An 11,937-nucleotide genomic window follows, 5' to 3' on the forward strand; every position below is an offset into this window, starting at 1 on the left:
GGCGGCGCGGCGCGGGCTGACCGGGCGCGACGTGCGCGTCGATCTGGACGGCGGCACACTGGCGGTCGCGTGGCGGGAGGACGGCGTCTGGATGACCGGCCCGACCATGCACGTGTGCGACGGCGTTCTGACGCGGCAGTTCATGGATTCCGTGACGTGACCCGCGCCCCCGTTTTCACCACGCTTGGCTGCCGGCTCAATGCCTACGAGACCGAGGCCATGCGCGAATTGTCGGCCGAGGCCGGGCTGGACAACGCCGTGGTGGTCAATACCTGCGCCGTGACATCCGAGGCCGTGCGCAAGGCGCGGCAGGAAATCCGGCGGCTGAGGCGCGAGAACCCCGACGCGCGGGTGATCGTGACCGGCTGCGCGGCCCAGACCGAGCCCGGGACGTTCAGCGCGATGGCCGAGGTCGATGCCGTCATCGGCAACACCGAGAAGATGCAGGCCGATACATGGGCCGGGCTGGCCGGCGATTTCATCGGCGAAACCGAGAAGGTCCGCGTGGACGACATCATGTCGGTGACCGAGACCGCGGGTCACCTGATCGACGGGTTCGGCACCCGCTCGCGCGCCTACGTGCAGGTCCAGAACGGCTGCGATCATCGCTGCACATTCTGCATCATTCCCTATGGCCGGGGCAATTCGCGCAGCGTGCCGGCCGGCGTGGTCGTCGACCAGATCAAGCGGCTGGTCGGCAAGGGCTTCAACGAGGTGGTGCTGACCGGCGTGGACCTCACAAGCTGGGGAGCCGATCTGCCGGCGCAGCCGAAACTGGGCGATCTGGTAATGCGCATCCTCAAGCTGGTGCCCGACCTGCCGCGGCTGCGCATTTCCTCGATCGATTCGATCGAGGTGGACGAGAACCTGATGCAGGCCATCGCGACCGAGCCGCGCCTGATGCCGCACCTGCACCTGTCGCTGCAACATGGCGATGACCTGATCCTCAAGCGCATGAAGCGCCGCCACGGGCGCGACGACGCGATCCGCTTCGCCGAGCAGGCGCGCGCCCTGCGTCCGGACATGACCTTCGGCGCCGACATCATCGCGGGCTTCCCGACCGAGACCGAGGCGCATTTCGAGAACTCGATGCGGCTGGTGGATGAATGCCACCTGACATGGCTGCATGTCTTCCCCTACAGCGCCCGGCCCGGCACGCCCGCGGCGCGGATGCCGCAGGTGAACGGCGCCGCGGTCAAGGAACGCGCGGCACGGCTGCGGGAAAAGGGGGCGGCCCGGGTGGCGGCCCACCTCGCGGCACAGATCGGGCGCGAGCACCGTGTCCTGATGGAAAATCCGCACATGGGCCGGACCGAGCAGTTCACCGAGGTGGGCTTCGCCGCCCCCCGCGCGGAAGGGGAGATTACGCTCGCCCGAATCACCGGCGCGGACGAGACCCGTCTGGTCGCCTGAGCGGCTGTCCGCCCCGGCGGCCCGGTTCAGAAACTGTAGCTGATGCCGATGTTCAACGCGTGGGTCACGATCTCGGTGTCCAGGTTGCCCGGCGCCTGCGCCGGGTCCGGGTCGATCGTGATGTCGTTGTCCGACCACGTGATCTGGTATTCGCCGAAAATGGCCCAGTCCTCGGTCAGGGCGTATTTCATGCCGGCAATACCGCGCGCGGCGGGGCCCGTCGCCTCGTAGTCGAAGGTGCGGTTCGTGGCCCCCGTCACGAGGATGTCCACATGCGGAATCGCCACGCCAAGGCCCGCGCCCAGGTACGGCGTGAACCGCCCTTTGCCGAAGGCGTCGGGCCAGCGTTTCATCACGTTGGCGGTGATGATGTTGTGCCCGTCCGACAGCTCCAGCCGGTCAAATCCGATGGCGCCAAGGTCCGCGTCGCTGGCATAGGCCTTGGTATGCGTGCCCTCCAGCCCGAAGCCGATATCGCCCTGCGTCCACCAGATGGCGCGGCCGCCATAGTAGATCGGGGCATCGAAGGGATTGCCCTCCCAGTCGAAATTCCGGCTGAAGGCGGTGCCGTCGGGGCGCGTGCCGCTGCCGGTGCTGTCGCTGACAGCCTGTGCGCCAAGGTAGAGGCTCAATTCCATTTCTGCAGCGGCCGGTGCGGCGGTCATTGCCAGCAGGGCGGCGGCGGTTTTCACGGTGTGAAACATTGATCGGGCCTGCTTGTTGAAACTTTGCGGACTGGTAGCACCTACACATGAAAAAGTCTCCTCACAAGCGCGACAGATGGGCGCCCTGACTGAATCGGGGGCATTGCGTACTGGACTGACTTGGCAAGCCCCGCTAAATAGCGTGCTGGAAAGGACCGGGAGTCATCGGTTCGAAACCCGCCTGAGGCCGTCACCGGCTTTGAAAATGGAGAATACCTCGTGTCCCACGCAGATGATCACGAAGGCACCCGGAGGGATTTCCTCTACTATGCCACAGCTGGCGCAGGTGCCGTAACCGCAGGGGCCGCTGTCTGGCCGCTGGTCAACCAGATGAACCCGTCCGCCGACGTGCAGGCGCTCAGCTCGATCCGGGTCGATGTCGGCGGGGTGCAGCCCGGGTCGCAGATCACGGTCAAATGGCTGGGCAAGCCGGTCTTCATCCGCCGCCGCACCGCCGACGAGATCGAAACCGCGCGTGCCGTCGATTTGGCCGACCTGCCCGACGGGATCGCGCGCAACGACAACATTGCCGGTGACGTGCCCGCGAACGACGAGAACCGCGCGATGGACGACAGCGGCGAATGGCTGGTCCAGATGGGTGTCTGCACGCATCTGGGCTGTGTGCCGCTCGGCAATGGCGCGGGCGATTTCGGCGGCTGGTTCTGCCCCTGCCACGGGTCACACTACGACACGTCCGGGCGCATCCGCAAAGGGCCCGCACCCGAGAACCTGCCGGTGCCGGTGGCCGAATTCGTCGACGAGTCGACGATCAAACTGGGATAGAAGGAAGCGCGCACATGTCCGGAATTCCGCACGATCACTACGAGCCGCAATCTGGTGGCGCGAGATGGCTGCATCGGCGTCTGCCGATCGCGGGCCTGCTCTACGACACTCTCACGATTCCCACGCCCAAGAACCTCAACTGGATGTGGATCTGGGGGATCGTCCTGACCTTTTGCCTCGCGCTGCAGATCATCACCGGCATCGTCCTGGTGATGCACTACACGCCGCATGTCGACATGGCCTTCGCCAGCATCGAACACATCATGCGCAACGTGAACGGTGGCCATTTCATCCGCTATCTGCACATGAATGGCGCGTCGCTGTTCTTCCTCGCCGTGTACCTGCACATCTTCCGCGGTCTCTATTACGGCTCCTACAAGGCCCCGCGCGAGATCACCTGGATCATCGGGATGCTGATCTACCTGCTGATGATGGGCACGGCCTTCATGGGCTACGTGCTGCCCTGGGGGCAGATGTCGTTCTGGGGCGCCACGGTGATCACCGGCCTGTTCGGGGCGATCCCGTTCATCGGCGAGCCGATCCAGACATGGCTGCTCGGCGGGCCGGCGGTGGACAACGCGACGCTCAACCGCTTCTTCTCGCTTCACTACCTGCTGCCCTTCGTCATCGCGGCGCTGGTGGCGGTGCATATCTGGGCCTTCCACACGACGGGCAACAACAACCCGACCGGCGTCGAGGTCCGCCGCGGCTCCAAGGCCGAGGCAAAGAAGGATACCGTGCCGTTCTGGCCCTACTTCGTCATCAAGGATCTATTTGCCCTCGGCGTCATCATGGCGGTCTTCTTCGCCATTATCGGGTTCATGCCGAACTACCTCGGCCACCCCGACAACTACATCGAGGCCGATCCGCTGGTCACGCCGGCGCACATCGTTCCCGAATGGTACTTCCTGCCATTCTACGCGATCCTGCGCGCCTTCACCTCGGATGTCTGGGTCGTGATGGCGGCGAACTGGATCACCGGCGGCATCATCGACGCCAAGTTCTTCGGCGTGCTGGCGATGTTCGGCGCGATCGCGGTGATGGCGCTCGCGCCGTGGCTGGATACCTCCGGCGTCCGCTCGGGCCGGTACCGTCCGATGTTCAAGTGGTGGTTCGCGCTTCTGGTCCTGGATTTCATCGTGCTGATGTGGGCGGGCGCCATGCCGGCCGAGCCACCGTACTCGACCATATCGCTCATCGGATCGACCTACTGGTTCGCCTATTTCCTCGTCATCCTGCCCCTGCTGGGCGTGATCGAGAAACCGGCGGCCCAGCCCGAGACGATCGAGGCCGATTTCAACGCCCATTACGGCAAAGCCGGCACGCCGGCCGAGTAAGAAAGGATTACGGGATAATGCTGAAGAAACTCGCGATAGCCGCGGTGGCCGCCCTGACCCTTTCCGGCACCGGCGCCATGGCGGCAGAGGGCGGACATGTCGAGGACGTGGACTTCTCCTTCGAGGGGCCGTTCGGCAAGTTCGACCAGAACCAGCTGCAACGCGGCCTGCAGGTATATACCGAGGTCTGCTCGGCCTGCCACGGGCTCAACTACGTGCCGCTCCGCACGCTCGGCAACGAGGGGGGGCCGAACCTGCCGGCGGATCAGGTCCGCGCCTATGCCGAACAGAACTACGAGGTGTTCGACGAGGAGCTGGACGATTTCCGCCCGGCCAAGCCCACGGATCATTTCCCGGGCTCGAATCTCGAGAACGCGCCCGACCTCAGCCTGATGGCCAAGGCGCGGGCCGGGTTCCACGGGCCCTACGGCACGGGGCTCAACCAACTCTTCAAGGGGATGGGCGGCCCGGAATACATCGTGTCGCTGCTGACCGGCTACACCGGCGAGACCAAGGAGGAAGCCGGCGTGACGCTCTACGAGAACACCGCCTTCCCCGGCGGATGGATCGCGATGGCGCCGCCGCTCTACGGGGAGGATGTCGAGTATGCCGACGGGCACGAGAACGACATGCACAGCGAGTCAGAGGATGTCGCGGCCTTCCTGATGTGGGCGGCCGAACCCAAGATGATGGACCGCAAGCATGCCGGCCTGACGGGCGTGATCTTCCTCACGGTCCTGTCCGTCCTGCTCTACCTGACGAACAAGCGCCTCTGGGCGCCGATCAAGGGCAAGAAGACAGACTGACACGCCCGCGACCGGCGATCCCACGGACCCCCGCCCGACGGCGGGGGTTTCGCGTGACAAGCGGCAGGCGCGCCGAATTCGTGTTCGCCTTCGCCGTGTCCGCGCCTAGATCGCCAAGGGGCACACGCATGAAAGGGCCGTCAACATGATGAACGATCCCGTATTCCTGATGGTCGCTGCCGCCATGCTGGCGGTTGTCGTGATCCTTGCCGTCGGGATCAGCCATTTCGGCAAGGGCGATGTCGAATCGGCAAAGAAATCTAACCGCATGATGAAATGGCGCCTCGTGGCGCAGTTCGTCGCGGTATTGCTGATCCTGTTTTTCATTTGGTTTAGGTCCGGGGGCTGAACACATGGTCGTACTCAACAAGATCTACACGAAGACCGGCGATGCCGGGGAAACCGCGCTTGGTAACGGTGCACGCGTGGCCAAGCACTCCATGCGCGTGACCGCCTACGGCACAACCGACGAGCTGAACGCGACAGTCGGCCTCGCGCGGTTGCATGCCGACGGCGAGACCGACAGCGCATTGTCGCGTATCCAGAATGACCTTTTCGATATCGGGGCCGACCTGTGCCGTCCGGAGATGGAAAAGGATCACGAGGCCGAATATACCCCGCTGCGCATCTCGCAGGGGCAGGTCGACCGGCTCGAATCCGAGATCGACGCGATGAACGCCATGCTGGAACCGCTGCGCAGCTTCATCCTGCCCGGTGGCAGCGCGCTCGCCGCGTACCTGCACCAGTGCCGCACCGTGTCGCGCCGCGCCGAACGGCTGGTCGTGGAACTGGCAACCGTCGAGGGTGTGAACCCGGCGGCCGTGACCTACCTGAACCGTCTCAGCGACTGGTTCTTCGTGGCGGCCCGCATGGCAAACGATTCGGGCCGCGACGACGTTCTCTGGGTACCGGGCGCGAACCGCTGAGCCTGCGCCTCAACCAGCGGTAGCGGCGGCCGGGGCGCGCCGTGCGCATCCGTGGACGCTAACGGCTGCGGGGTCGGCGCACCGGGATGCCTTCGCAAGGGGCATTGTCTGGTGAACGCGCCGTGCGGCACGGGATCACGCCCGACGCCGCGCGGCCAGACTGAGCGACGCCTGTTGCCCGGCATTGACGCGGCCCGCCCGAGGCCGCATTACGCACCCGGGGCAGGCAAGGAGCCGCAGCATGAAAATCGCGATGATCGGCACGGGGTATGTCGGGCTTGTTTCCGGGGTGTGCTTTTCGGATTTCGGGCATGACGTCGTCTGCGTGGACAAGAACCCGGACAAGATCGCGATGCTGGAACGTGGCGAGGTGCCGATCTACGAGCCGGGCCTCGATCAGGTCATGGCCCGCAACGTCGCGGCCGGGCGCCTGCGCTTCACCGCCGATCTGGCCGCCGCGCTCGACGGGGCCGAGGCGGTTTTCATCGCCGTCGGCACGCCCACGCGGCGCGGGGACGGACACGCCGACCTGACCTACGTGATGGCCGCCGCCGACGAGATCGCGCGCATCGCCCGCGATTACATCGTGATCGTGACCAAGTCGACCGTGCCGGTCGGCACCAACCGGCAGGTCAAGCAGACCGTGAAAAAGGCCAACCCGGCGCTTGATTTCGACGTGGCCTCGAACCCCGAGTTCCTGCGCGAGGGCGCGGCCATCGACGATTTCATGAAACCCGATCGCGTGGTCGTCGGCGTGCAAACCGACCGCGCCGGCGAAGTCATGGCCGATATCTATCGGCCGCTCTATCTGCGCGAGTTCCCGATCATCGTCACGGACCTGGAAAGCGCCGAGATGATCAAGTACGCGGCCAACGCCTTCCTCGCGACCAAGATCACCTTCGTCAACGAAATCGCCGCCCTGTGCGAGCGCACGGGCGCCGACGTCAAGCAGGTGGCGCGCGGCATGGGGCTGGATGGCCGGATCGGCAACAAGTTCCTTCACGCGGGGCCGGGCTATGGTGGCAGCTGCTTTCCCAAGGACACCCGGGCGCTGGCCCGGATCGGGCAGGACAACGGGGTGCCGATGGAAATCACTGAACAGGTGATCGCGGTCAACGACACCACCAAGCGGCGCATGGTGGAAAAGCTGCGCGACCTCTGCGACGGCTCGTTCAACGGCCGGACGATCGCGGTTCTCGGTGTCACCTTCAAGCCCAATACCGACGACATGCGCGAGGCGCCGTCGCTGACCGTTGTTCCCGCGCTCGTGGGCGGCGGGGCCAAGGTGCGCGTGTGTGATCCGCAGGGGCGCCGCGAGGGCGAGGCCCTGTTGCCCGGCGTCACGTGGTTTTCCGACGCCTACAAATGCGCGCACAAGGCGGACCTGCTTGTCATCCTGACCGAGTGGAACGAGTTCCGCGCGCTCGACCTGAAACGACTGGCGCGCAAGATGGCCCGGCCGCGACTGGCCGATCTGCGCAACGTCTATTCGCCCCGGGATGCGCGGCGTGCCGGCTTCGAGGCATATGACAGCGTTGGCCGCGCGCGTTTCTTCAGGACCTCCGACTCCCGCGCAGATTAGGGCCGCCGCGTGTCCGGCGCACCGCCGTGATGCCGACGCGTCGCCGTCGCGTTACCGCGGCCGGAAAATCGCCCCGTCCGGCGGGTTCTGTCATCCCGCCGGTTCGATCAGGATCGCCCGGAAATCGTTCACGTTGGTCAAGGTGGGGCCCGTCACCACCTGGTCGCCGATCGCCGAGAAAAAGCCGTGAGCATCGTTTTCCTCCAGCGAGGCCAACGGGCTGCGTCCCGCCGCTTCGGCCTTGCGCAGGGTATCCGGGCCGATCACGGCGCCAGCCACCTCGGCCGCGCCATCCACGCCGTCGGTATCGCACGCGATGGCATGGACGCCCGGTGCCCCATCCAGCGCGACCGCCAGCGCCAATGCGTATTCCGCGTTCGGCCCCCCCAGCCCATCCCCTTGACGAGTCACGGTAAGTTCCCCGCCTGACAACAATAAAATGGGGGCGTCGCCATGCTTCAGACCGTCCTGCAGCTCACGTGACAGCCGTGCATGGGCCGCCGCAACCTCGCGTGCTTCTCCTTCGAGGGAATCTCCGAGCACGCGGGGGGTCAAGCCGGTTTCGCGCGCCAATTCCGCGGCGGCGCTCAACGATTGGGAGGGCGCAGCATAGATGACATTTTCAACAGCCGAAAGGCGCGGGTCGCCCGGCGCGACGACCCCGGACCTGCCCGCCAGAAGGGCAGCGACGGATGACGGCACCGAGATTGCATGCTTGTCGATTATCGCGCGCGCATCCGCCGGGCTGCTGGCATCGCCCACCGTGGGACCCGAGCCGATCATCGCCGGATCGTCGCCGGGGACATCCGAGATCATCAGTGCCAGCATGCGGGCGGGGTGGGCCGCGGCAGCCAGCTGCCCGCCCTTGACCCTGCTGAGATGTTTTCGAACGATATTCATCTTGCCTATCGGCGCGCCCGAGGCCAGAAGCGCCTCGTTCACGGCCTGCTTCTCGGCAAGGGTGATGTCCCCCGCGGGCTGCACCAGCAACGCCGAGGCGCCGCCCGAGATAAGCGCAATCACCATATCCTCTGGGCCAAGTCCGCTGACCAGATCAAGCATTCGCCGGGTCGCGGCCATGCCGGCGGCGTCGGGAACAGGATGCGCGGCCTCGGCGATCTCGATGCCCGCGCAGGGGCGCGCATACCCGTAGCGCGTAATCACGAGCCCTTCGCAGGGGCCATAACTCGCCTCCACGGCCTCGGCCATCCGGGCGCTGGCCTTGCCGGCCCCGATCACGACAAGACGGCCATCGGGACGCGGGGGCAGGGCGTGTCGCAGGCTTTGCATGGGATCGGCAACCGCGACGGCGCGATCGAAAAGGTTGCGCAGGAATGTTTCTGGATCTTGCATATTCGGAAACCTGCTTGACTGGGGATATCGAGGACACCCTAGCGCGGGCGCGCGCCATGAAACAATCCGGACGCGTCACGTCACCGCCCGGATGCGCGCGCCCTATGTCATGCCGCAGCGGATCAGCGCGCCCAGCTTGACAATCGCCGGGTCCCGCGCGACAGACCGCGGCATGATCATGACACTGCTTCAGGTGGCCCTTGGCGGCGCGATAGGCGCGGTACTTCGGTTCGTGGCCGGGCTTGGCGTGGCCCGTCTGACCGGCCCGGCGTTTCCGTTGGGCGCTCTGGGGGTCAATGTGCTGGGCTCGTTCCTGATCGGCGCGTTCGTCGTGTTCGCGTTTCAACGCGACATGCAGCAACTCGGCCCGCTGATGATGACCGGCCTGCTTGGCGGATTCACGACCTTTTCGACCTTTTCGCTCGAGGCGTTCATGCTTTACGAGCGCGGGCAGATCGGCGCCGCCGGGCTGTACGTGGTGCTTTCTGTCTGCCTGTCCTTGATGGCAATCGGCCTTGGTGTCTGGTTGGCGCGGGAGATCTGGGCATGAGTGGCGTGCAAATCCTCAATGTTGACGCGGCAGACGGCGATCAGCGGTTGGACAGGTGGCTGCGCCGGCAGTTCCCGTCTGTGCCCCAGGGCCGCATCGAGAAGATGTGCCGCAAGGGTGAATTGCGCGTTGACGGTGGCCGGGTAAAAGCGAGTACCCGCTTGGCGCCCGGCCAGCAAGTGCGCGTGCCCCCGCTGCCCGATTCCTCAAGCGCACCGCCGCGACAGCGCCAGGAAATAAGTTCGGCGGATGCGTCCATGATCCGGGCCGCCGTGATCTATCGGGACGACCAGATCATCGCGCTCAACAAGCCACCCGGCCTGCCGGTACAGGGCGGTAGCGGCCAGACGCGCCATGTCGACGGTCTGGCGGATGCCTTGCGGTTCGAGCTGGACGAGAGGCCCAAGCTGGTTCACCGGCTCGACAAGGACACCTCGGGCGTTCTGCTTCTTGCGCGGACGCGTGGCGTGGCCAAATCGTTGACCGAGGCGTTCCGCCACCGTGAAACCCGCAAGGTATACTGGGCTGCGGTGGCCGGCGTGCCGACGCCACGTATGGGCACGATCAAGTATGGATTGATGAAGGCGCCCGGCCACGGGGCGCAGGGCGAAGGCGAGAAAATGCGCTGCGTGCACCCTGCGGAAGTAAAGACGACCCCGGACGCGAAACACGCGACGACGGATTACGCCGTGATCGAGGCGGCCGGAACGAGAACCGCATGGGTGGCGTTGGTCCCCGTAACGGGCCGCACACACCAGTTGCGGGCGCACATGGCCGAACTGGGACACCCGATCGTGGGCGACGGCAAGTACGGCGGTTCCGGCCAGGACAATCCGGGGGACGGATGGGGGGCCCAGCTGGGCGGTGAAATCAGCCGGAAGCTGCACCTCCATGCGAGATCGCTTACCTTGACGCATCCCGTGACGGGGGCCGTTTTGAGTCTCATGGCGCCATTGCCGGACCACATGGCCCGGACGTGGGAAATGCTTCAATGGAAACCCGCCGATGCGCCCGACGATCCGTTCGAGGAAACAACATGACCGCGCCGTTGCGCCTGATCGTTTTCGATGTGGACGGCACGCTGGTCGATAGCCAACGGGATATCGTCGGCGCGATGCGGCATGCATTCGCAACCGCGGGCGTCCCAGTTCCGGAGCGGTCGGCGATCCTGCGCATTGTCGGCTTGTCGCTGGACGTGGCCATTCCGCGCTTGGCGCCGGACACGCCGCCGGCCATGCACCGACGCATGGTTGACTGGTACAAGGATGCCTACGTGCAGCTTCGTTCGGAAGCGGGCGCGGCAGAGTCGTCGCCCCTGTATGATCATGCACAAGCGATCGTGGAAGGGTTGCACGCCGTGCCCGGGAACATCCTTGGCATTGCCACGGGCAAATCCCGCCGCGGTCTCGACAAGCTGCTGGACGGGCACGGAATACGGCATCTTTTCCTGACCCAGCAGGTCAGCGACCATCACCCGTCGAAACCGCACCCGTCCATGCTGCACGCGGCGATGGACGAAACCGGGATCGAGCGCGGTAATGCCGTGATGATCGGTGACACGAGTTACGACATGGAAATGGCACGGGCCGCCGGCGTCACCGGTATCGGCGTGGGCTGGGGATATCACGGGCCTGATGCCATGCACGAGGCGGCCCATGTGCTGGAGGATTTCCGTGACTTGCCGGAGTTTCTGGAAAACCATTGGCGGGGTGCGGCATGAGTGAATGGAAAGCGAAACGGTTCTGGGACACGGCACAGGTGACCGAGGAAACCAGCGGTTTCGGCGTGGCGCTCGATGGGCGCCCGGTCAAAACCCCGGCCAAGGCGCAACTGCTCGTGCCAACGCGGGCACTCGCCGAGGCGGTCGCGGCTGAATGGGACGCGCAGCAGGGCGAGATCGATCCGAACGCCATGCCGGCCACGCGTGCCGCGAATGCCGCGATAGACAAGGTCGCGCATCAGCGTGACGAAGTTGCGGACATGATCGCGGATTACGGCGATTCCGACCTGCTGTGCTACCGCGCGGATGCGCCGGCCGGCTTGATCGAGCGACAGGCCGGGGCGTGGGATCCCCTGCTTGACTGGGCGGCCATGACATTCGGTGCCCACCTGCGGCCCGTGGTCGGTGTCATGCACCACCCCCAGAACAAGGCGGCACTCGGGGCCTTGAGCGCCGAGGTTCACGGCATGGACATATTCGCCCTGACCGCGGTTCACGACTTGGTCAGCCTTTCGGGGTCATTGATCATCGGTCTGGCGGCGGTTCACGATGTCCGGCCGGTGCAAGAATTGTGGCAGGCATCGCGCGTGGACGAGACTTGGCAGGCAGAGCTCTGGGGTTTTGATGAAGAAGCGCGCGATCACGCCGCGCGAAAAGAATCTGACTTCATGAACGCCAAGAAGTTTCACGATCTTTCGCGTCGGTAATCCTGCTCCTTGCGCGCCGAAACCCGACGTCGCGGAAGGCAGGTCATTCGACTGTC

13 protein-coding genes and 1 pseudogene are annotated in these 11,937 nt (G+C 65.5%); 12 read left to right on the forward strand and 2 right to left on the reverse strand.

Features of this window, described 5'->3' with window-relative positions; genetic code table 11:
* Window positions 1-160, forward strand: a pseudogene (locus ACH107_RS07985) (diaminopimelate epimerase); the annotation flags it as partial.
* The gene (gene mtaB, locus ACH107_RS07990; RefSeq protein WP_412505363.1) at window positions 157-1,413 is read left to right on the forward strand and encodes a tRNA (N(6)-L-threonylcarbamoyladenosine(37)-C(2))-methylthiotransferase MtaB; all 1,257 of its coding nucleotides are present in this window, start codon (window positions 157-159) and stop codon (window positions 1,411-1,413) included. The pseudogene ACH107_RS07985 and the gene mtaB, both read left to right, overlap by 4 nt.
* A 26-nt stretch (window positions 1,414-1,439) precedes the next feature.
* Here the strand turns inward: mtaB and ACH107_RS07995 are convergent, their stop codons facing one another.
* On the reverse strand, window positions 1,440-2,117 hold the full coding sequence (locus tag ACH107_RS07995; protein WP_412505364.1) for an outer membrane protein: 678 nt from the start codon (window positions 2,115-2,117) through the stop codon (window positions 1,440-1,442).
* A 219-nt stretch (window positions 2,118-2,336) separates the two neighbouring features.
* On the opposite strand from ACH107_RS07995, the gene petA reads away from it, so the two are divergent.
* The 6 genes from petA to ACH107_RS08025 all read left to right on the forward strand — a co-directional run bounded on the left by petA (window position 2,337) and on the right by ACH107_RS08025 (window position 7,551).
* On the forward strand, window positions 2,337-2,900 hold the full coding sequence (gene petA, locus ACH107_RS08000) for a ubiquinol-cytochrome c reductase iron-sulfur subunit (protein WP_412505365.1): 564 nt from the start codon (window positions 2,337-2,339) through the stop codon (window positions 2,898-2,900).
* 14 nt (window positions 2,901-2,914) lie between these two features.
* Window positions 2,915-4,237, forward strand: a complete 1,323-nt coding sequence (gene petB, locus ACH107_RS08005; protein WP_412505366.1) for a cytochrome b — start codon at window positions 2,915-2,917, stop codon at window positions 4,235-4,237.
* A gap of 17 nt (window positions 4,238-4,254) precedes the next feature.
* Window positions 4,255-5,043 (forward strand): cytochrome c1, encoded by a 789-nt coding sequence (locus ACH107_RS08010; RefSeq protein ID WP_412505367.1) that lies wholly within the window; start codon window positions 4,255-4,257, stop codon window positions 5,041-5,043.
* Between the two features lie 145 nt (window positions 5,044-5,188).
* Complete coding sequence (locus ACH107_RS08015; protein ID WP_412505368.1) at window positions 5,189-5,392, forward strand: twin transmembrane helix small protein; 204 nt, start codon at window positions 5,189-5,191, stop codon at window positions 5,390-5,392.
* Window positions 5,393-5,396: 4 nt separating this feature from the next.
* Window positions 5,397-5,969 (forward strand): cob(I)yrinic acid a,c-diamide adenosyltransferase, encoded by a 573-nt coding sequence (locus ACH107_RS08020; protein ID WP_412505369.1) that lies wholly within the window; start codon window positions 5,397-5,399, stop codon window positions 5,967-5,969.
* A 241-nt stretch (window positions 5,970-6,210) separates the two neighbouring features.
* Complete coding sequence (locus tag ACH107_RS08025; RefSeq protein ID WP_412505370.1) at window positions 6,211-7,551, forward strand: UDP-glucose dehydrogenase family protein; 1,341 nt, start codon at window positions 6,211-6,213, stop codon at window positions 7,549-7,551.
* A 90-nt stretch (window positions 7,552-7,641) separates the two neighbouring features.
* On the opposite strand, the gene ACH107_RS08030 is transcribed toward ACH107_RS08025, so the two are convergent.
* Window positions 7,642-8,904 (reverse strand): glycerate kinase, encoded by a 1,263-nt coding sequence (locus tag ACH107_RS08030; protein ID WP_412505371.1) that lies wholly within the window; start codon window positions 8,902-8,904, stop codon window positions 7,642-7,644.
* 172 nt (window positions 8,905-9,076) lie between these two features.
* Between ACH107_RS08030 and crcB the strand changes: the two genes are divergently transcribed.
* The 4 genes from crcB to ACH107_RS08050 are packed head-to-tail and all read left to right on the forward strand — an operon-like array spanning window position 9,077 to window position 11,881.
* A complete protein-coding gene (crcB, locus tag ACH107_RS08035) occupies window positions 9,077-9,454 on the forward strand; it encodes a fluoride efflux transporter CrcB (RefSeq protein ID WP_412505372.1) in 378 nt (125 codons plus the stop codon).
* Window positions 9,451-10,494, forward strand: coding sequence for an RluA family pseudouridine synthase (locus tag ACH107_RS08040; protein ID WP_412505373.1), 1,044 nt, complete (start codon window positions 9,451-9,453; stop codon window positions 10,492-10,494). The genes crcB and ACH107_RS08040 overlap by 4 nt, the downstream gene beginning before the upstream one ends.
* On the forward strand, window positions 10,491-11,174 hold the full coding sequence (locus tag ACH107_RS08045) for an HAD-IA family hydrolase (protein WP_412505374.1): 684 nt from the start codon (window positions 10,491-10,493) through the stop codon (window positions 11,172-11,174). The genes ACH107_RS08040 and ACH107_RS08045 overlap by 4 nt, the downstream gene beginning before the upstream one ends.
* The gene (locus tag ACH107_RS08050; protein WP_412505375.1) at window positions 11,171-11,881 is read left to right on the forward strand and encodes an ATP12 family chaperone protein; all 711 of its coding nucleotides are present in this window, start codon (window positions 11,171-11,173) and stop codon (window positions 11,879-11,881) included. Before ACH107_RS08045 ends, ACH107_RS08050 begins: the two co-directional genes overlap by 4 nt.
* Window positions 11,882-11,937: the final 56 nt, after the last annotated feature.

The sequence above is a fragment of the Roseovarius halophilus (ex Wu et al. 2025) genome (assembly GCF_047086965.1).

What these genes read in the sequence shown, in the direction of transcription:
- ACH107_RS07995 (WP_412505364.1), bottom strand. Translation starts at nt 2,117, where the DNA reads ATGTTTCACACCGTGAAAACCGCCGCCGCCCTGCTGGCAATGACCGCC.
- petB (WP_412505366.1), top strand. Translation starts at nt 2,915, where the DNA reads ATGTCCGGAATTCCGCACGATCACTACGAGCCGCAATCTGGTGGCGCG.
- ACH107_RS08010 (WP_412505367.1), top strand. Translation starts at nt 4,255, where the DNA reads ATGCTGAAGAAACTCGCGATAGCCGCGGTGGCCGCCCTGACCCTTTCC.
- ACH107_RS08015 (WP_412505368.1), top strand. Translation starts at nt 5,189, where the DNA reads ATGATGAACGATCCCGTATTCCTGATGGTCGCTGCCGCCATGCTGGCG.
- ACH107_RS08020 (WP_412505369.1), top strand. Translation starts at nt 5,397, where the DNA reads ATGGTCGTACTCAACAAGATCTACACGAAGACCGGCGATGCCGGGGAA.
- ACH107_RS08025 (WP_412505370.1), top strand. Translation starts at nt 6,211, where the DNA reads ATGAAAATCGCGATGATCGGCACGGGGTATGTCGGGCTTGTTTCCGGG.
- ACH107_RS08030 (WP_412505371.1), bottom strand. Translation starts at nt 8,904, where the DNA reads ATGCAAGATCCAGAAACATTCCTGCGCAACCTTTTCGATCGCGCCGTC.
- crcB (WP_412505372.1), top strand. Translation starts at nt 9,077, where the DNA reads ATGATCATGACACTGCTTCAGGTGGCCCTTGGCGGCGCGATAGGCGCG.
- ACH107_RS08040 (WP_412505373.1), top strand. Translation starts at nt 9,451, where the DNA reads ATGAGTGGCGTGCAAATCCTCAATGTTGACGCGGCAGACGGCGATCAG.
- ACH107_RS08045 (WP_412505374.1), top strand. Translation starts at nt 10,491, where the DNA reads ATGACCGCGCCGTTGCGCCTGATCGTTTTCGATGTGGACGGCACGCTG.
- ACH107_RS08050 (WP_412505375.1), top strand. Translation starts at nt 11,171, where the DNA reads ATGAGTGAATGGAAAGCGAAACGGTTCTGGGACACGGCACAGGTGACC.